Source organism: Bradyrhizobium sp. Arg816, assembly GCF_029989365.1.
Lineage (GTDB): Bacteria > Pseudomonadota > Alphaproteobacteria > Rhizobiales > Xanthobacteraceae > Bradyrhizobium.
The window spans coordinates 114,140-139,236 of sequence record NZ_JAPRAQ010000010.1; the positions used below are offsets into that span (position 1 = coordinate 114,140).

The window sequence follows — 25,097 nt, forward strand, 5'->3', positions numbered from 1 at the left end:
AGGCCCCACACTCCGAGCACTTGAGATTGGCCGCGCGGAGCCGCTTCAAGGTGGTGCGCACCTCCCCCTCATGCTCGCACGCGGGGCAGCGCAGGAACCACAGGCGTTCCTCATTCCATTTGCGATGACGGGCCGCAGCCCGCTCCCGCTCATCCAGGCTCGGCCTTCCCCGCATTCGCAGCATTGAACCGCCTCATCGCCTTCTCGAGATCGCGCCTCATCTCCGCCTTTGTCGGTCGCCGCACGGGTGGCAGGCCCTCAACCTGCCGCTGCCCCCTGGTGCGCAACTTGGCCAGATGAGCCAGCCGGCGAGCCTCGATATTGATCCCTTCGGCCTTCAGCCACTTCGTCACAGCCTGCCGTGACGCGTCGCAGATCAGGGTCGCCTCCCGCACCGACACCAGATCCCCACGCTGAAACAGCGCAATGATGTAGGAGCGGAGAGGGTGACGCGGCGCGGCCATGGTTGCCACAAGGTGTAAACCATCGTTTCCAGCACGCCACGCACCACCATCGTTCGCACACCAACGACCTGGCCCATCACCCCCATTGAAATGATTCAACAATCAGGTGGTGCGTTGCGCCGAACCTCCCATCGAGGGCATTCCCATCGCGCGTCCCGCATCGCGCCCGCGTTCCTTCCACAGCGAGACTTGCGAGCGAGGACCACGACGAAGGCGAATAGCCGAGGACGTACCAGCCGCCATGTCAGTGCCCGCGATCGGCGAACAAGCATCAGCACCAACCGAACCAAAACCGGTCAACCACCGGCCAATTTCACGCCGGATCAAGGCCGCCTGTGATGCCCTCGTCCACGGCGACGTCAAAACCGTCACCGAAGCCGCAGCAAAGGCAAACCTCAGCAGAGAGCATCTTTCTCGCGAACTCTCGAAACCTCACATTGCCGCGTATCTGCATCAGAAGGCGTGTCGTGCGCTCGCGATTGGAGCGTCCAGGGCCGCCGCCGTGAAGCTCGAGTTGCTCGACGCAGCCAGCGAGCACGTGCGGGACAGCGCATCGGCGTTCGTACTCGGCCTGGCCGGCATCAAGCCCAAGGCTGACGCGCAAGTCTCTGTGAACATTGACATAAAGGCCGGCTACGTCATCGACCTGCGAGAGCCTGAGGAGCGGGCCCAGTCACCCGCACAGCGCATGGCTGGCCCAATGGGCAAAACCCAAGTCATTGATAATGCTGAATAATCCGCGGAATGTTCCAGATTACATGTTATGCGAATTCACGGAACTCGCATCACCTGTAGCAATATCAATGGGTTACGATGGGAGGGGCTGCCTGGCGGCCCTAGTCGCATTCCATAACGCGGGGAGGGGGTGGCCCTCGCTCACCCAGGACCCGCGCGGCCGGCACCCGGGGGGAAAAATCGGCGGCCGAACTGAGCGCTGGTATTCGCCCCTCACGATTTTCTCCCTGACCACTGTGCCTGATTTTTGTTTTTTCTCAAATAGGTTCGGCACATGATCGAGCGCGATCCTGCGACGGGCTTCCCGATCTACTATCCGGACGGAGCCGTGCTTCGCGCGTTCATGCGGGACCGGACGTCGCGTGTGAAGATCATCCAGGGGCCGCAGGGGTCGGGGACATCGTCGGCGTGCTGCATGCACATTTTTCAGCGGGCGCTGGCGCAGCAGCCGCAGGCGGATGGTCGGCAGCGGTTTCGGGTGCACATCCTTCGCGAGACGTATTCGAAGCTGGAGGAGACCACGATCCCGACGTGGAAGGACTGGTTCAAGCCGGGGACGGGCCCGGGGCAGTTCGGGATTTTCTACGAGACGCGGCCGTACCGGCACGAGATCAGGGTGGGGGCGCTGGAGCTCGACGTGACCTTCGTGGCGATGGAGGACATCCGGGACGCGAAGTCGTTCTTCATGTCGCTGGAGACGTCGCTGATCTGGTTCAACGAGGTGCAGTTCGCGCAGTACGAGGTTTTCAGTGAGGCGGTCGGGCGCGTGTCGCCGCCGCGCTTTCCGGCGGTGAAGGATGGCGGGTGTGCGTGGGGCGGGTTGATCGCGGACACGAACGCGCCGCCGGCGGATCACTGGCTGCCGATCATGCGGGGCGATGTGCCGCCGCCGGACTGGATGACGGAGGAGAAGCGGAACGCGCTGAAGAAGCCGGCGAACTGGGGCTTCTACATGCAGCCGCCGGGGCTGATCGAGAATTTTGAGGAATACACGGACGGCGAGGGGCAGACCTCGCGGCGGTTGGTCGGCTATTTGCCGAACCCGGACGCCGAGAACCTGAAGAACCTGCCGCCCGGCTTCTACGAGGAGAAGATCGCCGGCAAGACCAAGTCGTGGATCGACTCGAACATCATGAACCGGTCGTCGGTGGTGACCGATGGCAAGCCGGTGTACCCGCAGTTCCGGCGGGAGGTGAACGTTTCGCTGCGGCCGCTCGATATCGTGCCGGGCGTGCCGGTGACGGTCGGCCTCGACTTCGGCCGCCAGCCGGCGGCATCGATCGGGCAGATGCTGCGGAACGACTGGTTCATCCAGCGCGAGTATATCGGCCGCGACATGAGCGCGGTGGAGTTTGCGCCGCTGCTCAAGACCTATCTCGCGCAGCAATATCCGGGGTTCACGTTCAATTTCTGGGGCGATCCGGCCGGCCAGCACCGCGGACAGGCGGCGGACAAGACGCCGTTTCAGGTGTTCGCGGAGAACGGCATGACGGTGCTGCCGGCGCCGAATCCCCAGAACATGCGGTCGATCCGCTGGGAGGCGGTCAACGGCGTGCTGATGCGGCGATCGCAGACCGGGCGGCCGTCTTCGCTGCTGATCGACCCGGGCTGCGTCACGCTGATCACCGGCCTGTCGGGCGGCTACTTCATGCGGCGGCTTCGGATCTCGGGCGAGCGCTATGCGGAGGAGCCAGACAAGAACCAGTATTCGCACGTCTGCGAGGCCTTCGAAAACCAGCTGCTCGGCGGCGGCGAGGGCAGGGCGGTGACGATGGGCAGCCACCCCGGCAAGCCTGTGAATGCGTGGAACCGCCGCGGTAAATCGATGCGGCGGGTGAGCTGATGCACGAGGTGCCGGCCTTTGGCATCGAGGCGCGGCGCTGGACCGTGGTTTTTCACCGGCGCGCCGAGAACTGGTTCTTTGCCGCGATCGCGATGGGCGAGTTCAAGCATGTGTCCGCCTTCGCCTTCATCCCCGAGCTCGGCATCTGGACGATCTACGACGTCGGCTTCCGGCGCACGCGTCTGATCCACCTGGCCGAAACCGACCACGCGAAGACGATCCTGGGCAACATCGTGAAGGGCAACTGCACGGTCACGGTCGAGACCGGCGCCGGATGTCTGCCGCTGATGCGCGCCGGCCTGTTCTGCACCACGGCCATCAAGCACCTGATCGGGGCGCGCTCGCGTGCGTTGCGGCCTGACCGCCTGTTCCGTCACCTCGTGGCACAAGGTGGAGTGGTTCGTGACGATGGAAGCCGAGAAGCCGCAGATCGCAGAGGATCCGAACCTGGCTGCCGAGCAGGCGCGGGCACAGCGGACGCTCATCGATAGCCTGCAGACCCAGGCGCAGATGGATACCGCGAACATCATGGCGCGGTTTGGCACCTCGGTGGCGTTGAAGTCTGCCGGCATGTCCAGTGTCGCGCCGGCGGCAGCAGCAGGCCCCATGCTGTTCGGTCGGGGCTGACATGGCAAAATCCCCGAAGGAAGCCGAGACCAATCCGCTCGAAGCGGAGGCCAAGGACCGGCTAGCGGCGGCGCGCTTGTGGAAAGCGCAATGGGACATGGATTTCCGGGAGTGCTATTTCTTCGCCTCGCCGCACCGCCAGCGCTTTCTGAACTCGACCACGATCTCGTCGCCGCAGGCCCGCATCCAGGACGCGGCCGAACTCAACACCGACGAGGCGTTCATCCTGTGCGGCGACTTCGTCACCGAGATCGTCAACGCCTTCATGCCGGAGGCCAAGCCTTGGTGCGAGCGCGGGCCCGGCATGGACTTGCCGGACGGTGTCTGGGACAAGGTCAAGGAAGACGTCCGCAAGGGCGATCAGGCGATCTTCAGCGCGATGAAGGCCTCGAACCTTTACCCGGAGGTGGCCAAGGCGTTCTACCCCGACCTGTCGATCGGCACAGTCGGGCTGTGGATCGAGCGACCGCATTCCTCGGCGCCGATCGTCAACTCGGCGATCCCGCTGCGTGAGCTTGAGATCAACATCGGACCCTATGGCGAGATCGACGATCGCTTCGCGGTCCGCTTCACCCGCAACGTCCATGTGCGCGAGCTCGTCGGCGAGGAGATTTGGGGGAAGATCGGCGCCGACCTGAAGAAGGAAATCACGAACAAGCCGAAGGCGCACAGCCAGGTGGTGTGGGGCTTCTGGCGCATCTGGCATGACAAGAGCGACGAGTGCTGGCAGCACGTCGTCATGGTCGGCAAGACCGGCAACAATCTGGTGCATGACGTCGTAATCAAGGGCGAGGGCTGCTGCCCGCTGTGGGTCGGCCGCTTCAACCCGACGTCGGATTCGCCGTTCGGGCTCGGCCCGCTGATCCAGGGCCTGCCGTCGCTGCGCCAGATCGACGAGATGGAAATGGCGCTGGACGAGCACTTCGACCTGTCGCTGCGCCCGCCGATCACCTATCCGTCCGACAGCTTCACGAACGTCGAGCAGGGCCTCGAGTCCGGCTTCGCCTATCCGATCCAGCCCGGCCACGAAGGCGCGGTCAAGAAAATCTACGACGTCCCGCCGGCGCAAGAGGGCGCCTACAAGTACGAGGACAAGCTGCACAAGCTGCGCAAGCTGTTTTATGTCGACATGCCCGAGCAGACCGGCGACACGCCGCCGACGCTAGGGCAATGGCTCGATGAGATGGCGCGCGCGCAGCGCCGGATCGGTACGCCGGGCCTGCCGTTCTGGCGCGATCTGAGCCAGATCTTCATCCGCTACAAGTATCTGCTGGAGAAGTCCGGCGCGATCCCGCCGGTCGAGGTCAAGGGCACCAAGGTGGCGACGCTTGCGCGCAACCCGGCCCAGGCCGCGGCCGAGCAGCAGGAACTGGCCGAAGCCGCCCGCACCGCGCAGATCCTCGGGGCAATGTTCCCGGAGGAATGGAAGATCAACATCGACGGCCGCAAGACGATCCAGCAATGGCTCGACAAGGCGCGCGTCACGCTGATCGCGCAGCGGCCGCTTGAGCAGGTGAAGCAGGCGGTCGGCCAGATGGCACAGCTCGCCGGCGCCAAGCATGTCGGTGGCGTCGACGAATCCTCAACCCCGGGCCCCGCCGCGTGACCGATATTCGCCCGACACAGAAAGAGATCGAAGACTCTCTCGAGCGCATTGCGATGACGCTCGACGGGCAAAATCTCTACATTTTCTTGCAGCGGCGCGTCATGACGGTGACCCATGCTCCGACAGACGGTGCGTTGCGACAGGACGAAGGGGAACGCAGTTTCGCCGCGAAACTAATCGGCCTGATGGCCAAGGGGATCGCGGACAGTGGCGGACGAACCAGTAACAGCACCGGCAGCAGTAACGGAGCCGAACAGCCCGTTGTCCTCCCCGTCGCCGAGCCCGTCGCCGTCACCCGCGCCCGCGGCGCCGGCCGCCGCATCACCGCCGACACCCACGTCCCCGGATGGGACCGCCCCCGCGGCGAGTAGCGCCCCGGCGCGCCCCGACGGCCTGCCCGACAGCTTCTGGGATGCCGAGAAGAACGAGGTCAAGACCGGCGATCTCGTCAAGCGCTTCAACGAGCTCTCGACCAAGGACGCCGCCGACGCGGTCCGCAAGAATTCGCTGCCGGCCACGGCCGATGCCTACAAGATCGAACTGCCAAAAGAGTTCACGATGCCTGCAGGCGTCGAGTTCAAGTTCGATGAGAAGGCGCCCGAGCTCGCCCAGGCCCGCGCGATGGCGCACGCCAAGGGCTGGACGCAGCAGGATTTCTCCGAGGCGCTCGGAATCTTCGCCGCCGCCAAGATCAGCGAGCAGGCCACCATCAATGCCGCCCGCACCGCCGAGGTCGGCAAGCTCGGCGCAACCGGCCCGCAGCGGGTCGACGCCGTCACGCAATGGATGGATGCGCAGGGACTCGGCGTGCTGAAAAGCACGATGGTCACCGCCGCGCAGGTCCAGGCGTGGGAAGCCCACATCACGAAGCTGACCTCGCAGGGGACCGCTTCCTTCAGCCAGTCACATCGGGTCGCGCCGGACGACAACAAGATCCCCGGCTACGAGACCATGAGTTTTGAGCAGCGCCGTCACGCTCAAGAACAGCGCGCACGGCGCACAGCTTAGGCAGGAGAAAATAGATGGCTGTCTCGCTCACTACCACGATCTCGACCCCCACGAACTTTGTCGAGTACGCGAAGTCGATCGACGAGAATGATCCGACCCGCACGTTCGTCGAGAACATGATCGACACGTCCGACGTCATGCGGGCGATCCCGATCCTCCCGGCGGAACGCGGCAAGCGAGCCTACATGGACATCGCTTCGCTGCCCGCCGTCGGCTTCCGCGGGTTCAACGAAGCGGCGAACCAAGCCACCGGCTCCTTCAACCTCCGCGAAGAAGACACCTTCTTCATCGACGACTACATCTTCGCCGACCGCGCCATGATCGATCGGCTCGGACCCGAGGGCAAGTACAAGCAGGAGAAACTGAAGTCGACCGCGCTCGGCCAGTTCTTCTCGCAGAACATCATCAAGTCGGACAATTCCGCGAACGTCCGCACGCCGAACGGCATGCAGGTGCGCTGCACGGATTCGACCGCAGTCACCGGCAACCTCATCAACAACTCGGCGTCCGCCGGCGGCGCCGCGCTGTCGCTCGCTAATATGGACGCGCTCTACTGGCGCGTGAACAAGCCGACCCACTGGATCATGCCCCGCGGCCTGATGCCCCAGTGGGATGCCGCTGCCCGCAACAACACCCTGGTCAACCAGACCGTGGGTTATTCCGAGGACGACTTCGGTCGCCGGATCATCCGCTTCAAGGGTCTGCCGATCCTGTTCGGCTACGAGCCGGATGACTCGCCGGACCTGCTGCCCTTCAACGAGGTCGCGGCCGGCGGTGGCGGCGCGGTCACCGCGTCGATCTACTGTGTTTCGTTCCGGCCCGGTGGCTTCTATGCCATCGAGCAGACGCCGCTTTCGGTCATGCCGGAAGGCCCGACCGTCGGCCAGCCGTTCGATTCCACGCACATCAAGTGGGATTACGGCTTCGCCCGCGAGCACCCGAAGGCGATTGCTCGCCTGACCTCCGTCACCAACGCGGCGATCGTGGCCTAACGCCAAGGACGACCGAACAGGAGAACTTCCATGGCCTTGACCGCAAATACGATCCCGTCGCAGATCACGACCTTCCCGTGCCCCTACGATGCGATGCTGGCCTTCTGCAGCGCGCAGACGCTTACCGCGACCGGCTACTTCAACAACCTGAACTCGGGCCAGATCGATCTCGGCGGCAGTGCGCCGGTGTCGGCAGCTGGCCGCACCGACTTCATCTGGTCGATGGATATCACGGCCTGCGACTTCTCCTCGGCCGACGAGAGCTACAAGCTGCATCTGTTCGGCTCGAACGATGTCGCCTTCGGCAACGGCAACGTCGAATTGCTCGCCTTCCACGATCTCGCCGCGGTCACCGCCGGCCGCCAGGTCGCGACCATCCTCGGCGCAAGCCCGACGATCCCGCCGACCAATCTCGGCGGCACGATCATCCAGCTGCCGGCCACCAATCTGATGCAGCGCATCTACTACCGCTATCTGCGCATGTATCTGGTCGCCGCCGGCACCACGCCGTCGATCACGCTGACGTCATGGATCAGCCGGGCCAACGTCAACTTCTAGTTAGTAGCGCAGTCTCTCTTGAGGTTTTGACATGAAGATCGATACCAACCAGGCGGTCGTCGCCTACCACATCGTCGACGGCCCCGTGACTTTCGCCTATCCCGTCGACGCCCAGCATGCGGTGTCGTCGCACCCGAACGAATGGAGTTCCTCGCCCTGGTCGCAGGAAGATGCTGCGGCCGCGCGCGAGAAACTCGCGGATGACGGTCGGCCGGTCCCCGAGCCCGAGCCGCTGAGTCCGGAAGATCAGGCAGAGCTCGACGCCTACAACAAGGCCGTGGCGGAAGCAGCCGAGCGGTTGGCGGCATACAATGCCAAGAAGGCGGCAGAGAAGGCCGATGCCGATCAGGTCGCGATGGACGAAGCAATTGTCGCATCGGCCCCGCCGCGTCCCGACCCCGCGCGCCGCCCGTTCGGCCGCAAGGGCGAGCCCACGCCGGCCGAGGTCAAGCAGATGGAAAAGCAAGCGGCTGACAAGGCCGACCGCGAGCGGATCCAGAAGGAAAAGGCCGATGCGGACAAGTCCGGCGGAGCCACGATGACTTCCTGAACCTTAGCCAAGGTGCCTCCCAAACTGAAAGCCCCGGCATCGTCCGGGGCTTTTTCTTTGGGTGCGTTGCCGGACGGCAGGCCCCACGACACGGTCGCGGCATCAACCGGAGATGCACCGATGCGCCGTCTTGTCCTCGCCCTGAGCCTACTATTCCCAGGCGCGGCGTATGCTCAGTCGCCGGGGCTGCCTTACACCTATCCGGTCACCGTCGGCACGTCTTCATCCCAAGCCATCGGAACGAACGCCGCGCGCCGGCGCATCGAGTTCTACAACTCGAGCGACACTGCCAAGATCGCGGTCTGCCCGACTATCAGCCGAACGGTGACGCAGACCATTACTTGCACAGTGAACGGCCCTGGGTCGATCACGCTGCTGCCCTATCAGTCCTACCGCGTCGATGGCGTCGGCGGGACGCCGCAAGTCAATTCCGCGTGGAATGCGATTGCGAGCGCGGGCGGCTCTTCGCTGACGGTATTCGAATGGGAGTGAGCACAATGCGTCGTTTGCTCCTCGCTTTGGCCCTTGTGCCATTCGCCGGCCCGGCGTTGGCGCAGTATCCCGCCGGCCCGACCAATCAATCGAGTTTGGCGCTAACGGCTCCGACCGCTGTGTCGTCGGACAGCAGCAACCGCGTCGCGACCACGGCCTACGTCCAGAATGTCTTGCTCGGGGGCCTGCCACTCGCCTCGGGAAAAATATACATCGGATCGGTCGGCAATCAGGCTACCGCGCAAACGCCCTCCGGCGATCTCTCGGTTTCCGTTGGTGGAGCGTTTACGCTGGCCACGGTCAATGCCAATGTCGGAAGCTTCGGATCAACCACCCAATGTGCGACCATTACGGTCAACGCCAAGGGTCTGATCACAGCAGCATCGGGCGCCACCTGTACGCCGGCGATCGGAAGCGTCACCGGCCTTGGCACCGGTGTTTCGACCGCGCTTGGCGTGAACGTCGGCAGTGCCGGCGCTTTTCTCGTCAATGGTGGCGTGCTGGGAACGCCATCAAGCGGAACGCTAACGAACGCAACTGGCCTTCCGGTATCGACCGGTGTGTCCGGCCTCGGGGCTGGGGTTGCGACGTTCCTGGCAACGCCAAGCAGTGCAAACCTCCGCTCAGCCTTGACCGACGAGGTCGGCACCGGAGCGGCATACTTCGTTGGCGGGGCGCTCGGTACGCCGGCATCAGGAACGGCTACAAACCTCACAGGACTGCCACTGGCAACCGGCGTGACCGGCACGTTGCCGATTGCCAACGGCGGAACAGGTGATACAGGCACGGCCTGGGGGACCTATACGGCATCACCCACATGCGTAGCCGGTGCCGGCACATGGTCAACGACCTCGGCGCGCTTCAAGCAGCTGGGTAAAACAGTGTTTTTCCAGTTGAATGCGACAATTACCGCAATCGGAACGTGTTCTGGCGCAGCATTCCAATTTTCGCTGCCAACTACTACGCAATCCGCGGCAGGGGCTGCCGGACGTGAAACCGCAGTAGCAGGTGCTCCGTTTTCCTGCGCCGCTGGGGCGGCATCTTCAAATATGATCTGCACTATTTCTGGCGCTGCCATCGCCGTTAACGATGTATTTTTTCTCTCGGGAGTCTACGAAAGCCAGTAGGGTCATGGTGCGTTGCGCATGAATCTCGATGCCGGGCCTCATCCCGGGCATGACACTGACCCGCCGACTGATCATCGCTCTTGCCCTAATGGCCACGATTGCCCCGGCCGTAGCGCAAGTCCCTCCGCCTGTGCCGGCACTCCCGGATACCGAGCGCAGGACTACGTATACGATATCAGCATCAAGCTGCAATTGCGCCGTCGGCTTTGCTCTCTATGGGGATTCGACGGATTTCGCTAACTGGCTGGAGGTTTGGATCAACGGCCAAATGATCTCTCAGGCCGGCAACTGGACGATCACCAGTCCGACCGGCCCCCTTGCTACTATTCCGCGGCCAATCACCGACGCCGTGCTGACGTTCTCTGCAGCGCAGACGGGCACAGTGCAGATCGTCGGAGCCCGACGGCCGCGCCGAGCGTCGCAGTTTTCAGAAAGCCGCGGGGTTTCCGCGCGCGATCTCAATCAAGTTATCACCGACATCATCGCACAGAACCGAGAAACCTGGGACAAAACGAACGACGTCACGGGTAGGTCGGTTCTGGCTCCTCCTGGAGAAACGATTGCGGTACTGCCCAAATTGGCATCGCGAGCGAACCAAGGCGCATGCTTTGACAATGGGGGCAATCTTTCGCCTTGCGTGAGCGTCCCGAGCGGAACGATTGCGGCGGGTGCCGGCATCGCGCTTTCTGGCACTAGTCCGACAACTGTCAGCACAGACATCGCGGCAGGAACCGGCATATCCATCGCGGGGACACATCCCCTCGTTATCACCAACACCACCACGCAGACGGCCGCCTCATCTCAATATACACCGGCGTGGTCCGGAGCTCAGACATATTCTCAGGCGTCGCTAAATAGCAATGTCGTCTACATGACGGATTTCATGGGGGCGACTACCTGCGATGCAACTGCGTTCACCGGCTCAATCAGTGGGACTACGCTAAGCGTAACCGCGGTCACATACGGTACGCTCGCGGTCGGTCATCGCCTCGGTGGCGCCGGCGTCACAGCGGGCACCACTATCACCGGTCTTGGCACGGGGACCGGCGGGACTGGTACATACACGGTTAGCACCTCGCAGACTGTTGCGAGCACTCCTTCCATGCAAAGCGGCACCGATCAGTTTGCCAACATGCAGGCATTCCTGACGACGCTCATCGCGAATGGGACAGGGGTTCAAAAGTCGATCACTGGAGTATTTGCAACGGGGAACTGTTTTGTCAGCGGCACGCCAACTTTGACGGTAGATGCAGCGCCTGCAGTTCAACAGTATCATCTGATCGGATATGGCACGACAATCTCGCCGGATCCTACACAGTTGATCGACGGGCTTTGGATCAAGCGGGGAAACCTTTCAACCTTCCCTTATCCTGCGGTGCAAACAGGCGTGACCGTCGAAGGTCTCACGATTAACGCCCGCAACAATCCGAATATTCAATGGGGCATCGAGGTGACGATGCCGCACACAATTCTTCTCCGAAACCAGATATTCGGCGGAGACGACGGCACCACCCACAATCAAGTGAATTTTGCAGGCATCTTTCTCCACCAGGCCGATGCCAATGATTCCGCTACGGGGCCGTTTTGGAGCAGGGTGATTGGCAACGTAATCAAGGGTACAGGAACCGGAGCAAGTACGATCCCGGTCTGTATCCGAGTTGATGGGCAGGTGAATGCGCTACATATCGAGCATAACACATGCAATGAGGCGACATACGGTCTGCGGGCGAACAATGCGTGTTCGTCGCTGACGTCCGACTGCGCGGCGCAGGCGAATGGAGTGATTGTCACTCAAAATGATTGGGAAAACATCGCTATCGGGATCGATTTCGAATCGACCGTGCCGTCGCTGACGGCGATCGCCTCCTGGTATATCTACGGCAATCGCGCCGAGAACATCTCGGCCAGCTTCCTGGATATTTCTCACGTCACTCAGCAGAGCACTTTTCCTCTGTTCATCGGCCCCAACATGCTGATCGGCGTCAACGGGTATATCAACAACCCGAACGCAATCTCTCTTGCAGTCATGGACCGAGCGCAAGGTCAGGCCACAATCAATCCGGGCAGCGTTTCCGGTGGCGGATCCTCCACGATTGGCACTGCTTCCGCGGCAGGTGCAACGACTACGATGTCATGCCTAGGGTCCGCCGTCGGCGATGTGGGCGCCATGATTGTGAGTTGCTACGTAAGCTCGGCCGGCGTAATCACATTCCGCATTACAAATCCAACCGGCGGTGCCATTGATATGCCTTTGACGAAGTTTGTTGGTGTTGCGGTCTATACATACTGATCAGCGCATCGCTTCCAAGCCGAGTTTCTTCGCGATTGCATTCTCGAGCGCATCGCTCACGATAAGGGCTGATCGCTCATCGAGGTGCGATCCGTCCGACCAATGAAGTTCGGAAAGTGCGTATTTCAATTGGAGCATGTCGTCCGGCTGGAAACGTCGGGATATTTCCTCGCGCATCGTGCGATAGTAACGGGTGTGAGAATGTTCAGGAGATACCGGCATTTCGAACAGGTATACCGTCACGCGATTGGCCCGAAGCTTATTTACCAAACTTTCCAGCGTCGTCGCATCCTGCTTTATGACCGCGTCGTAGATTGGTTTGTTGTACTCGGGAACGGTCTCGATCCATATCTTTTGAAGAGCCGACGCCGTCGGGATCGGCTCTGAATGAAGGATCGCCTCCCGCGTTAGCATGTCCATCTTTTGAATAGCTGGGGGCTTAGGTTGTAAGAACGCCGCGAATGCGCGGACGGGGCGGAGCATTTCAGCCGGTAGAGTTGTCCCGCGATATCGCGCCACCAAGTCGCTATCGACGCCTCTGGATAGAATATTGATCTCAACCACTATGATCCGAGGCTTTCGTTTGATCGCCCGCTCGACAATCTCTAAGCCGGTAAGGGGCGATCCACCTGGGATCGCAAGATTCTCGATGTTGATATGAGAAAAATACTCCTCCTTCAGCCTCATGGCCAAAGAGCTCCCGACGATCGCAACAAGCGGGGGAGGCTGTCTAAAGTAAGCGTCGAACACAGACCGTTGCTCGCGATCGGTGGTCGTCGATGGCAGGTCTGGAACATTATCTACCAGCCGCGGAACCGCCCAGCACGTTACGAGGATCAGCATGAGGACAGTGCTGGCCCGCACGAACCATGATATGTTCTGTCGTTTAGACACCATGCCCCCTAGAACTGGAAGTAGATGAATGAAGTGCTGGGACCGGCCTCGACCAGCATGAGGGCGGCCATCGTCCCGTAAAGATAGGGCTCTAAAGCTGCCCGCGGACGCTCCAACCAATTCGGCGGTGCCAGATGCTGGATCATCACCGGAAGCGAATAGAACAGCGCCAATCCGCGATAAAGCGGATATGGATTCGCGATTTCCGGCTTTACGAACATTCCGTGGACGTACGCGACGGCGTGCTCAAAATTAGGCAGCTTGAAAAGCACCCATGCCATTGAGACGCAGAAGAAGACGACGCCAACACGGACGGCGTGCAGAAGGTTTTGATTGGCGGACAGTGTTTCGATCCGCTGTAGGATCGGTCGCTCCGCGACCAGGAAAAGGCCGTGAAGTAGTCCCCACACCAAGTAACTGATGGCCGCTCCATGCCACAGGCCCCCTAAGCCCATTACGATCATCAGGTTCACGTAGGTTCGGGTCGCGCCAAATCGGTTACCGCCAAGTGGAATGTAAAGATACGTCCGTAGCCATTGTGACAGCGAGATATGCCACCGTGTCCAAAATTCCGAGAACGATGCAGAGATGTAGGGGAGGTTAAAATTGATGGGCAGGCGATAACCGAAGAGAAGCCCAAGGCCGACGGCTACGGCCGAGTACCCGAAGAAATCTGCATAGATCTGACAGCTGTACAGGAATAGGCAAATCCACCGGTTGGTGATCGACAGATTTTCGAAGAGCGGATAATCCATATTCGTCGTGATCTCATTGAGATTGTTCGCGACGAAGAGTTTGAAAAAATAGCCGGACACGATCCACTTTGCGGCCTCTACATAATCGACATCGGCAATGAACTTCGGCTTGATCTGCGGCAGAAAATTCGCAGCTCGAGTGATGGGACCGGAGACCAATTGCGGGAAAAAGATAATGTAGAGGAATACCTCTCGCAGAGGCGGCGCTGTGCCACCACGTTTCGTGAGGTCGACGAGCAGGCTGATGTTGTGAAAAACAAAAAACGAAATGCCTATCGGCAGAGGGAGCCGCAGGAGGAAGTCGACCGCGGCAGTGTTTGAGAGAGGGGCGGCCGCTGGATCTATGAATAGGAACTTATACTTGAAGAATGCGAGCAGCCCGAGATTGAAGGCAATCCCGAACGGCAACCAAAGGCGCCGGTTTTTGAAAGCGAGGATGAGAAACCCATAGGTTCCAAACACTGCCGCGGCCAGAAGTGCCAGCAGTTTGGCCTGGTCAGAGCCGTAAAAGATCAGGCTGGAGACAACGAGGATTTGAACCTGCCAACCCCTCATGATCGGCAGGTAATATAGGCCAAAGACCACGGCAGAAAAAATGGCAAACTGCCAGGACGTAAACGACATCATCCCCCTCTGCGGGAGTGCCCATACCCTACAATCCCCGATAGGGCAACCCTAGGTTAAACGGACGGGAACAAGCGGTGGTGCGTTGCGCCTGAAAGTAGGCTGGCCGACCGTCCGGATATGGCAGCTTTCGAATGGCCCTTGGGCAAGCTTGAACTGATCAATTCCGCTCTAGCGCAGACGGGGGATAACCTCGTGAATGCTGCGGATGATGGGTCCGTGGAGTGGACAGTTTGCTCGCCGGCCTACGAACGCGCTCTGGCTGTGGTCACTGAGGCGCATCCCTGGTCGTGGGTGACAACCTTCCGGACGCTGCAGCCAGCGGGCAATGCGCCCGCCGATGTCCGCTATGACACCGCCTATAACCTACCGCCGGACCTCGTCCACCTGATCCTCGTGCGTCTGAACGATCGGAAGTGCATCTGGGACATCCAAGACGGCCAGATGATTGTCAACGCGCAAGGTGGGCCGCCCCCGCCGAACCCGCCGACGACACCGTATCCGGTGACCATCAAAGGTATCTTCTCGACTAAATCGGACCCGGCGAACGGAACGCCGACGGTTGTGCTGGCGCTTGAACGGTTCGTGATGGCGGGCATCTATCGTGGCATCAAGAAGGATAATGCGGAGGCCGGCAAGATGTTTGCTGAGGCGCTGCAGATCCTGGAGGCGGCGAAGTCGCGCCACGACATGCAGAAGCCGAAACGAGCACTGTTCATCTCGCGCACGCGGCGCGCCCGCTATACCCGGCGTCCTGACTGGCCGATCCCGAGTGGCGGAGACAATGGGCCCTGGGGGCTATGATCTATGGCCCAGAAAATCCAAGGCGCCATGCGCGACTTTTCCTTCGGCGAGATCGACGTCGCGCTCAAACGGTCTGACGAGCATCCGGCGCGCAAGGCCGGGCTGCGGCAGATGTCTAACATGCGCATCCTCAATTCAGGGAGTGTGCAGAATCGTCCCGGTCGCGCTGCTCTTTTTCCGGCGACCGGAAGCAGCCGCATCGAAGAAATCACGATGTCTCCTGGCAACACGTTCAAGCTGGCTATCGGCGCGGGCTTTCTCGGAGTTATCAATTCGACTGGCGTCACCGTTGCCGCCTTCAACTTTCAAGGCAATGGCGCTGCACTGCCTTGGACTGAGGCAACAGTCGGTCAAGTCAACTATGCTCAGCTTAGATTGTCGGTCTACATCACGTTTCCCAGCATGCCCCCGCAAGTTCTGTCATGGGATGGTGTGTCTGGCTGGGCGATAGGCGACTATACCGAGCTGACTGTCGGCAATCAGAAGCGGACGTTTTTCTATCGCATCAGCCCGCAAAACGTCACCATATTGCCTTCGGGGCAGACTGGCTCGATTGTGGTAACCGCATCGGACCCTGTTTTCACGGTGGGGCACATCGGGACCCGCATTCGATTCGTGAATCGTCAGATGTTGATCACGAATTACTTGAGCCCGACCCAAGTTTCCGCGACCGTTGAGGAGCCCTTGCCGGGCGCAGAAGACCTCGGCTTCTCAGTGGATCCTTCATCCACGTTCTCTGTGGGCGACGTTGTAACCGGATCCGTGTCCGGGTCAAAGGGGATCGTCACGCAGATTGTGGCTTCGCCAGCCACTGTCCGCGTGCAACTCATTTCCACCAATTCTTCGGTCGTGAATGTTTCCTATTTCGAGCAGCGAGTTGTTGCATTCACTGTGGATGATGTTGCCGTTGGTCCCGGCGGCGGCCTAAAGGTCGGCAGCGCTTCGGCTATATTCCCCCCGAATGTTGGCATCACTTTTTGGGACGAGGAGGTGATGAACCCGATGCGCGGGTATCCGGCCTCGGTGTTCGTTGATCAATTTAGGCTTGGCTTCTGTGACTTCCCAGCGGTGCCAGGCGGCATCGGCTGGTCTGCCATTAACTCTCCGACCGATCTGTACGTCGGCGGCCCCACGGTGCCGAACGGCGCGATCTTTGAAGTTGCTCCAGACAAGGTTCGGGTCTTCTATGTGGTGCCCGGACCAGAAAGTTCTGAGTTCGTTTTCTGCGACAAGAAGCTGTACTACATCAAGATCGATGCCTCGAACCCGCTAAGGCCTGGCAGCGTTGGCTTTCAAACGCTTTCGGGAGACGGCTGCGCGCACGTGCAACCTCGCGTCACGCAAGAGATTATCCTCTACGTGAACGCCGGCCGCAATAGCGTCATTGCGATCATCGCGCCTGGCGCCTACTACCGGCCTTTCAACACAAAAAACCTCTGTGACTTCCATAGTCATCTCTTCAATAACATCCAGGCCATCGCGGTCCCGACCGCCGACGGAACGTTCAATGAGCGCTACGCCTATGTGCTCAACGGTGATGGCACAATGGCCGTGGGCAAATACACGCTGCAGGACGGCCAGATCGTGCCCACCATCGGTTGGGGTCCATGGTCTGGTGTCGGCGTCGTCAAGTGGGTCGCTGCGACCGACGCTGACGTGCTGTTCACCACCAGCTATTTCGGAGCAACAATTTGCGAAATCCTTGATGACAATCGATACCTGGACGCCGCCCTGTTCGTGAATGCGCTGCCGGCCGCATTCGGCGCGCCGGCTGGCAAGGGACCGCTGTGGTGGATACCCAATCAAACTGTCTCGCTGATGGACCAGGGCACGCGCTCGATGGGCGTCTATCAGGTCGACGCAAATGGCTTTATCGTTCCGCAGAACAATGGTGGTGAGAACCTCGCCGTTGCTACGTTGGTAGCAGGGCAGCCATGGACATCGGTTGTCGAGCCGTTTGCCCCAGATGCTAATCCCGGGGCTGATGTCGGACAACGAATGAAATTGCGGCAGATATCCAATTTCGTCGCTTACGTCATTCACTCGACGGGCTTCGTTATGGGCGGTCTATTTTCTGGAAGGCAGACGCGGACCTCGCCGGCGCTTGGTACGCTGATGAACTTCCGCCGCTTCCCGGCATGGAATCAAGATGACGACGCAACATTGCCACCGCCGCAGCGCGAGACTGTTGAGAGCCATCCGCCTCCAGGCAGTTCTTTTGATCCACGCGCCGTGATCATCAAGGACACGCCGGGACCGCTACAACTTCTCGAAATTGGCATCGAGGTTACAGTATGATCGGAGCGCACCATGGCAAGTAGCGGAGGCGGCGGCGGCGGCGGAGGCGCGGCCGGCGGCAACTCGCTGGCTTCGATCGGACTTTCGGCATATGCCACGATGCTATCGGCGGAGGGCACGGCCACTGCCGACGAGTACCAGGCCGCAAAGTTGGAGAACGCCGCGAAGTACGGTGAGCTGAAAGCCGTTCAGACGGGCGGTCAGATGGCGCGCAGCCTCAATAACACGCTCGGGAATATCGAGGCCGTTCGCGCCGCAGCCCACGCTGACCCCAATTCGCCGACCGGCGCCGCGATCCTTGATGATCAAGAAGGGATCGGAACCGAGCAACGGCTGACGACAGTCAACAGTATCCTCGCTCAGGCCAATCAGGATAAATCGGACGCAGCCTATTACAAGTCCGCGGCCGACCACGCATTGTTTGCCGGCGAAATATCCGCAGCGGCAGGCATTGCCAAGGGCATCGCCGGATTGGGACATTAGGTGGTTGATCTCCCGCTGCTGCCAGATCGCGTCGTTACCTCGACCGCACCGACCTCATCGGTTTCGCGGTCCGACATCATTTCGAGCAACGATCAGATGGCGAAGGCGCTCGGCCAGGTTGCCGATGCGCAAATGGACATCGCGACGAGGCAGGCGAAAGAGCAGGCCGCAGAGGACCTGTCGCAGCAGAAGGTGGTGCGCAATGCGGACGGCTCGGTCTCCACGATCAATCCCGCGAGCTCGGTCATCTTCGGCCGCGCTGGAGACGCTTACAACGAGGCGGTGAAGGCCGGCACGATCGCGCAGCACTCGAATGTCATCTCGCAGGAGATGACCGACCTGCACACGAAATACCCGACTGATCCCGCCGGCTTCAAGGCCGCGAGCACCGCATGGCTGGACAATTACCGTTCGCAGCATGGTGGCGGCATTGCCGGCGAGGCGATCCAGCAGCAGGCCGAGCGTGCGCAGACGCAGCACTTCGACTCCATCGTCACCACCTCCGCAAATCTCGACGTCAGCAATCAGCAGAAGTCGATCAATGCGACGATCACCGATCAGAAAAACACGCTGCAGGGCTTGGCCCGGCAGCCGGGTGGCACCGACGCGCCGGAGTTCAAGGAAGCGCTGGAGCGGCTGAAAGCGTCGTATGCGGCGCTCGGCACCAACCCGCTGTTCAAGATGCCGCAGGATCAGATCGATCTTGAGCTGAAGAACTTCACGGGCCTGCTGCAAGGCGAGGCGCTGGTCGCGCATGTCGACGAGACCTTCACCAAGAAGGGCAAGGGCGAAGCGTCGCAGGTCCTCAACAAGGAGATCCTGCAGAACCCGAACCTGAGCGAGGCCGACCGCTCCCGGCTCTACACGCACGGCATGGCCCGATTGGCCTATCTTACCGGCGACGCCAAGGAGAAGATCGACGCCGGCCGCAAGGCCGTGAGCGAGCTCGAGACGAACATCGCAAACGGAACCATCAAGCCGACCGATCCGATCATCGGCATGGAGATCAAGCAGGCGCGGGACCGTGGCGACGCCGAGGCGGCAAACCGCATCCTCGCGGCCGCTCAGGTGCGCACCAGCTTCAACGGCATCTCGACCCTGCCGCAGGCGATCCAGGCCGAAGTGCTGGGCGTCAAACGCTCCGGCGCGGTGAACGAAAGCATTCCCATTGAGGGCCGTGCGCTGCTCGACCACATTGCGGTCGGGGAATCCGCCGGCCGGTACGACGTCCGCTATGGCGGCAATGGGGACAAGACCTTTCAGGGGTTCGCCGACCATCCCCGGATCGCTGAGCCGATCACCTCCGGGCCCGACGTCGGCAAGACGAGCTCGGCGGCCGGCCGCTATCAGTTCATCGGCTCGACCTGGGACCAGCAGGCGAAGAAGCTGGGCCTCAAGGACTTCTCGCCGGCGAACCAGGACACCGCGGCGTGGGACCTGGCGCAGACCGAATACAAGTCCAAGACCGGTAAGGACCTGCTGACGGTCCTGAAATCCGGCGACCAGGCCGCGATCTCCGATGTGCCGCGCCAACTGTCCGGCCAGTGGTCATCGCTGCCGGGCGGGCGTCAACCAGCTGGCGGCGGGCGCGCGCTTGCGCCGGCGGCGAACGGCGGGCCCGGCTTCACGGCCGAGGACCTGCAGCGCAACCCGTTCCTCGGCTCGGCCTATGTCCGGACGCTGGCGGCCGACGAGAGCCTGCGCGTGCAGGCCGCGACGCAGGCCGCGGCTGGCGTTGGGAAGTCGATCGACCTCGGCCTCTTGCCGCGCCCGGAGGACGTCGCGCTGGTGAACCAGACCGCAGCGCAATATCCGGAGAAGTTCGGGCCAGTCGCTGAGAAGATGAACGGCCAAATTCTCGGCGGCGCGCTGGCGCAGATGGAGAAGCCGCAGCGGGATGCCGTGATCGCGCAGTACCGCGAGGCGACGAACGGGCAGGACCAGCACCACATGAACGTGGCCGCGGCCGCGCTCGACCAGTACCAGAAGGCCGAAAAGAACCTCGCGGACCATCCCTACCAGGAAGCCGCCACAAGGGGCTGGATCGCGCCGGTGTCGCCGATCGACCCGGGGCGGCCCGACAGCATCGCCGGGGCGCTGGGCGAGCGCGTGGCGGCCTCCCAGCGCATCGCCAGCATGAACCACACCCCCGCGCCGCCGGTCATCGGCAAGGACGAGCTGCCGCAGATGCAGGCCGCCCTTGAGGGGCCGGCCGGTGCCAACGTGCTGGGACAGATCGCGACTGTGCTGAAGCCGGAGGAGATGAACACCCTGCTGGGCGAGAAGGGCTTTGCCAACGCCGTGACCAGCATGATGTCGAGCAAGGACCCGGTGAAGATGTCCACGGCGATGTCGGTGGTCGATCGGATCTGGCGGGACAACCCGGCCCAGGCCGAGGAGACGCTTGGCAAGCCCGCGGTCACCAAGTTGCAGGCATGGCAGGGCCTGCGCGGTTCCTTCAACGCGGCGGAGCTCGCCGAGCGGCTCAACGCGGCCGACGACCCGGCAACGGTCAAATCGCGCGAGGTTGCCAAGGAAGCCGCCGTGAACGAGGTCAAGAGCCTGACCCCGTCCGACATGGCCTACAAGCTCGGGACCGGCTGGTACGGCATCGGCCGGCTGACCGGATCGACGCCGGCGGCGCCCTTCGACAGCATCAAGGGCGGCGAGATGGTGGCCGACTTCAACGCCACCTATACCGCCCTTCGGACCTATGGCGTGGACCCCGACAAGGCCTCCGATCTCGCGGTGCAGCGCCTGCAATCCACATGGGGCGTGTCGCAGACGGCGGGCAATCAGGTCATGAAAAACCCGCCGGAGCGGTCTTATCCACAGGTCGACGGCTCTCACGACTGGATGGCGAAGGACTTGTCCGCATGGGTGGCGAAGCGCGCCGGCGAACAGTTCAGCGCCGGGCCGCGGTCGCTGGAAGTCGGATTTGCTGGCGTGTCGCAGGATCGGAACTGGGACATCGCCGGCATGATCACCGACGGGCAGACTCAGGCTGAGATCGCCCAGGGCAAGCCGCCGTCCTATCAGGTCGCGATCAAGCGCAAGGACGGCACGCTGGACATTCTCCCGGGCCGCATTGGCTTCGATCCGGCTGACCACATCGACAAGTACGGCGCAAAGCTTCTTGAGCGGCAGCGCGCCGTGGATGTTGGCCGGTCCGGCGCTCAACAGATGAGGGAGCTGGCGAACACCGCGCCGAGGATTGAACAGCCATGAGCGCGATCGACGTTGCCCCGGATGCCAGTTTCGGCCTGCGCACGGAGCAGGGCGGCCCGCCGGCGCGCCCGGACGAGGTCACCGACGGTGGCGAGGCGGTCTGGGGCGCGGCCTTCCGACAGACGAACAGCGTCGTTTCCGCGCTGCAATACATGCGCAATTCCGGGTCCTATGCGCCGGTGCCGGGCTACAACCCGGTGACAGAGATCAAGGGCTGGGGTGACCCGCGCTATTTCCTCGACCACGGCCATTCGTTCGTCGGTTCGCAGTCACCGGCTGAGACGCAGGCGATCAAGAGCCAGATCGACCAGGAGGAGACCGACCGGAGGACGCTGGCCGCCGGCGGCAAGATCGGCTTCATCGCGCAGATGGGCGCCGGGCTCCTGGATCCGACGCTGCTGCTGCCGGGCGGAGTGGCCGTGGACGCCACGCGCGGCGGCCTATCTTTCACCAAGGCGGCGGTGAACCTCGGCAAGGCCGGTCTGATGCAGACGGTGGCGCAGGAGGCGCTACTGCACGCATCGCAGGACACCCGATCCTATGAGGAGTCGGCGATCAACGTGGCGACCGGCACGATGCTGACCGCGCTGCTCGGCGGGGCGGCGGCGTCATATCTCGGACGGGCGGAGCGCGCGGCAATCGAGACCAAGCTGTACGCCGACCGCGCCGAGATGAACACGCACGCCGGAAACCCGCAGACCGGGGAAATGGCGCCGACCATGGCCGCCCCGGAGCCGGGCAATGAGAACTTGCCAGCCGGAACCGGCCAGGCCGTGGCCGCCGGCGCCGCGGCATCCGACACGCGCCAGCTGGAGCTCGTACCGTTCGGGCTGAGCGAGGTGCCCGGCGTCCGGACCGTGGTGGAAAAGACCTCGCCGATGCAGCGACTGTTTGGCTCCGCCAGCCCGACGGCGAGACGCACCGCGGCGGATGCCGCCGAGACGTCGTTGCTCATGAGGGAGAACCTGGAGGGCGGCGTCACCACGGCGGGCCCGGCCGTCGACCGCGAGGCCCGGCTGCACATCAACCAGGGGCAGGTCGCCGTCGGCGACGAGCTGTCGAAGCTCTATTCGGACTATCGGTTCGGCGACCTGGTCGCCGCGCCGCGGGCGCAGGGGTTCGTCCGCGACATGCTGGGGCAGAACCCGGAAGGGAAAATGTCCTACGACCAGTTCAAGGAGGCGGTGACGGAGGCGGCGCGCAACGGCGACAAGTCCGACAATCCGCAGGTTCAGATGGCCGCGCAGTTCATCCGGAACAAGGTGTTCGAGCCGTGGAAGAAGCGGGCCATCGACATCGGTCTGCTCGGCGAGGACGTGGACGTCAAGACCGCCGACAGCTACGTGCAGCGGCTCTACAACAAGCAGGCGATCGCGGCGAAGCGGCCGGAGTTTGTCGACCGCGTGACCGACTGGCTGGCGGCTGACCAGCAGGCCAAGGCCGAGGCGCAGACGAAAATCGGTCTCTACCACGGCGCGATGACGTCGCACGACGCGACAATCGAGAAGCTGCAGGGCCGGATCGCCAAGCTAGAGGCCGACGCCGATGTCATCGCGGCGCGGCAGGAAGAGACCACCCGGCTCAACAAGGCGGCGAACCAGCGCGCGCGCAAGCTGCGGGAGGGCGCCGACCAGGACACGTTGCCGCTTCAGAACGCGCGCGGCGGGGCCGTATTCGAGACGCTGGCGCGCAATCGCGGCAACCTGCTAGCCGACCGCGCCTCGGCTAAACTATCGGAGATCGAGGGGCTCGAGCAAAAGCTGGCAGCCGAGACGGCGAGCCGCGACAGCATGCGGGCGAAGATCGAGGAGCAGATCGCGCAGTGGGAAGGTAAGTCGACGACGGAGGCCAAGGCGGCGCTGAAGGCGCGCGGGGACGCTGAGAAGGCCAGGCAGGCCAAGATCGACGCCGGCGAGTCCAAGAGCAAGGGCGAGCGGCTGTCGTCCGCCGACACGGCCGTGGATCGGGCCGTGGCGCGCATCCTCGAATCCGACCGCACGCTCTCCCGCGATGAGCTCCGCAGCCGCGCGCACGAGATCACCGACCGGATCATCGGCTCGCCCGACGGCCGACTGCCCTATGACCTCGGCATGGAGCACGGGAACGGCCACGGCGGCAGCGGCGAACCGCCCCGCGGCGCGCTGGCAGCCCGCGAATTCAACATCCCGGACGCCACGATCGCCGATTTCCTCGAGAACGACATCGAGCACATCGTCGGCGCGCACCTGCGAACGATGGTTCCTGACGTGCTGCTGACGGAGAAGTTCGGCGACGTCCGGATGACCGAGGCGTTCCGAAAGATCAACGATGAATATGCCGCCCTGACCGATGCCGCCAAATCCGAGAAGGAGCGGACCCGGCTGGAGAAGGAACGGCAGGGCGTGATCGACGACCTCGCCGCAGTGCGCGATCGCATCCGCGGCACCTATGGCATCTCGCCCGAACAGCCCCTGCGGAACGCCGCGCGCGCCGCCGCGGTGCTGAAAAACTACAATGTCCTGACCTCGATGGGCTCGGCCGCGCTTTCGTCGCTGCCTGACATGGCCGGCGTCGTGATGCGGCACGGCATGGTGAACACGTTCAACGATGCCTGGGCGCCGTTCTTCAAGATGCTGACCCAGCAGTCGGACGTCTGGAAGGAAGCGGGGCGCCAGTATCGCGCCATGGGCATCGCCGTGGAGTCGACGCTGGCCGCGCGCCACCACGCTTTGATGGACACGTTGGACACCTATCACCCGCAATCGCGTGTCGAGCGAACCATGCAATGGGCGACCGGCAAGTTCCAGTTCGTCAACATGCTGGCGCCGTGGACGGACTTCGCAAAGGTCAATGCTTCGCTGGTGGCCGGGTCGGAGATCCTGCGCGCGACCAAAGCCGCAGCGGAAGGCACCGCCAGCGCCCGCCAGCTGCGAACGCTGGGTGAGAGTGGGATCGAGCCGCACATGGCCGCCAGGATCGACCAGGCCTTCCAGGCGGGCGGAGAAGTCCGGGACGGGGTGCATCTGCCGAACACCGCCGAGTGGGCCGACGCCGAGGCGCGCCGGGTGTTCGAGGGCGCGGTCGCACGCGACGTCGACATCTCCGTCATCACACCCGGACAGGAAAAGCCGCTCTGGATGTCCCATCCGATCCTGTCGGTGATCGGCCAGTTCAAGAGCTTCACCGCGGCCGCGACCGAGCGCATCCTGATCTCGAACCTCCAGCGCCGCGACGCGCAGGTGCTCCAGGGCCTGATGTTCTCCATGGGGCTCGGGATGCTCTCCTACAAGCTTGGCAGCCTGACCGGGGGCACCCCGACCAGCGACAAGCCGCAGGACTGGATCAAGGAGGCCATCAGCAAGGGCGGCGTCCTCGGATGGTTCGAGGAGGGCAATGCCCTGGCCTCCAAGGTCACGCGCGGCGGCGTTGACGTCTACCGCCTGATCGGCGCCGACAAGCCCCTGTCCCGCTTCGCCTCACGGTCGGCGATGGATCAGATCCTGGGTCCCACGGCCGGCAAGATCGGCGGCATCCTTTCCGTCGGCTCCGCGATCTCGAAACCGTCGGAGTGGAGCGAAGCGGATTCCAAGGCGCTGCGGCGGCTCGTGGCAGGCCAGAACACGTTCTACCTGCGCGGTCTGTTCAATCAGGTCGAGGAGGCCGGAAACAATGCATTCGGCATCGAGATGAAGGCCAAGCCCGAAAACCGCTGAGTGCGTTGCGGCGAGGCCACAGTCGGA

20 protein-coding genes are annotated in these 25,097 nt (G+C 62.6%); 17 read left to right on the forward strand and 3 right to left on the reverse strand.

Annotated elements, in window-relative coordinates; all coding sequences use genetic code 11:
* Nucleotides 1-149: 149 nt before the first annotated feature.
* A complete protein-coding gene (locus tag OWC48_RS24505) occupies nucleotides 150-464 on the reverse strand; it encodes a hypothetical protein (protein ID WP_282522252.1) in 315 nt (104 codons plus the stop codon).
* A gap of 241 nt (nucleotides 465-705) precedes the next feature.
* Here OWC48_RS24505 and OWC48_RS24510 point away from each other — a divergent pair, with 241 nt between their 5' ends.
* From OWC48_RS24510 to OWC48_RS24565, 12 genes are all read left to right on the forward strand, one after another.
* Nucleotides 706-1,200, forward strand: a complete 495-nt coding sequence (locus OWC48_RS24510) for a hypothetical protein (RefSeq protein WP_282522253.1) — start codon at nucleotides 706-708, stop codon at nucleotides 1,198-1,200.
* Nucleotides 1,201-1,473: 273 nt separating this feature from the next.
* The gene (locus OWC48_RS24515; protein WP_282522254.1) at nucleotides 1,474-3,042 is read left to right on the forward strand and encodes a hypothetical protein; all 1,569 of its coding nucleotides are present in this window, start codon (nucleotides 1,474-1,476) and stop codon (nucleotides 3,040-3,042) included.
* A complete protein-coding gene (locus OWC48_RS24520) occupies nucleotides 3,042-3,533 on the forward strand; it encodes a hypothetical protein (protein ID WP_282522255.1) in 492 nt (163 codons plus the stop codon). Before OWC48_RS24515 ends, OWC48_RS24520 begins: the two co-directional genes overlap by 1 nt.
* A gap of 137 nt (nucleotides 3,534-3,670) precedes the next feature.
* Complete coding sequence (locus tag OWC48_RS24525) at nucleotides 3,671-5,275, forward strand: portal protein (protein ID WP_282522256.1); 1,605 nt, start codon at nucleotides 3,671-3,673, stop codon at nucleotides 5,273-5,275.
* Nucleotides 5,272-5,646 carry a hypothetical protein gene (locus OWC48_RS24530; RefSeq protein ID WP_282522257.1) on the forward strand — a complete coding sequence of 125 codons (375 nt, stop codon included), beginning with the start codon at nucleotides 5,272-5,274 and terminating at the stop codon, nucleotides 5,644-5,646. Before OWC48_RS24525 ends, OWC48_RS24530 begins: the two co-directional genes overlap by 4 nt.
* Nucleotides 5,537-6,283 carry a hypothetical protein gene (locus OWC48_RS24535; RefSeq protein ID WP_282522258.1) on the forward strand — a complete coding sequence of 249 codons (747 nt, stop codon included), beginning with the start codon at nucleotides 5,537-5,539 and terminating at the stop codon, nucleotides 6,281-6,283. Before OWC48_RS24530 ends, OWC48_RS24535 begins: the two co-directional genes overlap by 110 nt.
* Before the next feature lie 14 nt (nucleotides 6,284-6,297).
* Entirely contained in the window at nucleotides 6,298-7,275 is a 978-nt protein-coding gene (locus OWC48_RS24540) for a major capsid protein (RefSeq protein WP_282522259.1), read from the forward strand.
* A gap of 30 nt (nucleotides 7,276-7,305) precedes the next feature.
* Nucleotides 7,306-7,833: a hypothetical protein gene (locus OWC48_RS24545; protein ID WP_282522260.1), complete on the forward strand. Its 528-nt coding sequence runs from the start codon at nucleotides 7,306-7,308 to the stop codon at nucleotides 7,831-7,833.
* A gap of 31 nt (nucleotides 7,834-7,864) precedes the next feature.
* Entirely contained in the window at nucleotides 7,865-8,383 is a 519-nt protein-coding gene (locus OWC48_RS24550; RefSeq protein ID WP_282522261.1) for a hypothetical protein, read from the forward strand.
* A 120-nt stretch (nucleotides 8,384-8,503) separates the two neighbouring features.
* On the forward strand, nucleotides 8,504-8,875 hold the full coding sequence (locus tag OWC48_RS24555) for a hypothetical protein (RefSeq protein WP_282522262.1): 372 nt from the start codon (nucleotides 8,504-8,506) through the stop codon (nucleotides 8,873-8,875).
* A gap of 5 nt (nucleotides 8,876-8,880) precedes the next feature.
* Nucleotides 8,881-10,002 (forward strand): hypothetical protein, encoded by a 1,122-nt coding sequence (locus OWC48_RS24560; RefSeq protein WP_282522263.1) that lies wholly within the window; start codon nucleotides 8,881-8,883, stop codon nucleotides 10,000-10,002.
* Nucleotides 10,003-10,030: 28 nt separating this feature from the next.
* A complete protein-coding gene (locus OWC48_RS24565; RefSeq protein WP_282522264.1) occupies nucleotides 10,031-12,292 on the forward strand; it encodes a hypothetical protein in 2,262 nt (753 codons plus the stop codon).
* Here the strand turns inward: OWC48_RS24565 and OWC48_RS24570 are convergent, their stop codons facing one another.
* Complete coding sequence (locus OWC48_RS24570) at nucleotides 12,293-12,979, reverse strand: hypothetical protein (RefSeq protein WP_282522265.1); 687 nt, start codon at nucleotides 12,977-12,979, stop codon at nucleotides 12,293-12,295.
* A gap of 215 nt (nucleotides 12,980-13,194) precedes the next feature.
* Nucleotides 13,195-14,568 carry an MBOAT family protein gene (locus OWC48_RS24575; protein WP_282522266.1) on the reverse strand — a complete coding sequence of 458 codons (1,374 nt, stop codon included), beginning with the start codon at nucleotides 14,566-14,568 and terminating at the stop codon, nucleotides 13,195-13,197.
* A gap of 138 nt (nucleotides 14,569-14,706) precedes the next feature.
* Here OWC48_RS24575 and OWC48_RS24580 point away from each other — a divergent pair, with 138 nt between their 5' ends.
* The 5 genes from OWC48_RS24580 (at nucleotide 14,707) to OWC48_RS24600 (ending at nucleotide 25,070) form a co-directional block, all read left to right on the forward strand.
* Complete coding sequence (locus OWC48_RS24580) at nucleotides 14,707-15,369, forward strand: hypothetical protein (protein WP_282522267.1); 663 nt, start codon at nucleotides 14,707-14,709, stop codon at nucleotides 15,367-15,369.
* Between the two features lie 3 nt (nucleotides 15,370-15,372).
* Nucleotides 15,373-17,667 (forward strand): hypothetical protein, encoded by a 2,295-nt coding sequence (locus tag OWC48_RS24585; protein ID WP_282522268.1) that lies wholly within the window; start codon nucleotides 15,373-15,375, stop codon nucleotides 17,665-17,667.
* A 99-nt stretch (nucleotides 17,668-17,766) separates the two neighbouring features.
* A complete protein-coding gene (locus tag OWC48_RS24590) occupies nucleotides 17,767-18,150 on the forward strand; it encodes a hypothetical protein (protein WP_282522269.1) in 384 nt (127 codons plus the stop codon).
* Complete coding sequence (locus OWC48_RS24595) at nucleotides 18,151-21,378, forward strand: hypothetical protein (protein ID WP_282522270.1); 3,228 nt, start codon at nucleotides 18,151-18,153, stop codon at nucleotides 21,376-21,378.
* On the forward strand, nucleotides 21,375-25,070 hold the full coding sequence (locus OWC48_RS24600; protein ID WP_282522271.1) for a hypothetical protein: 3,696 nt from the start codon (nucleotides 21,375-21,377) through the stop codon (nucleotides 25,068-25,070). The genes OWC48_RS24595 and OWC48_RS24600 overlap by 4 nt, the downstream gene beginning before the upstream one ends.
* The last annotated feature ends 27 nt before the right edge of the window (nucleotides 25,071-25,097 follow it).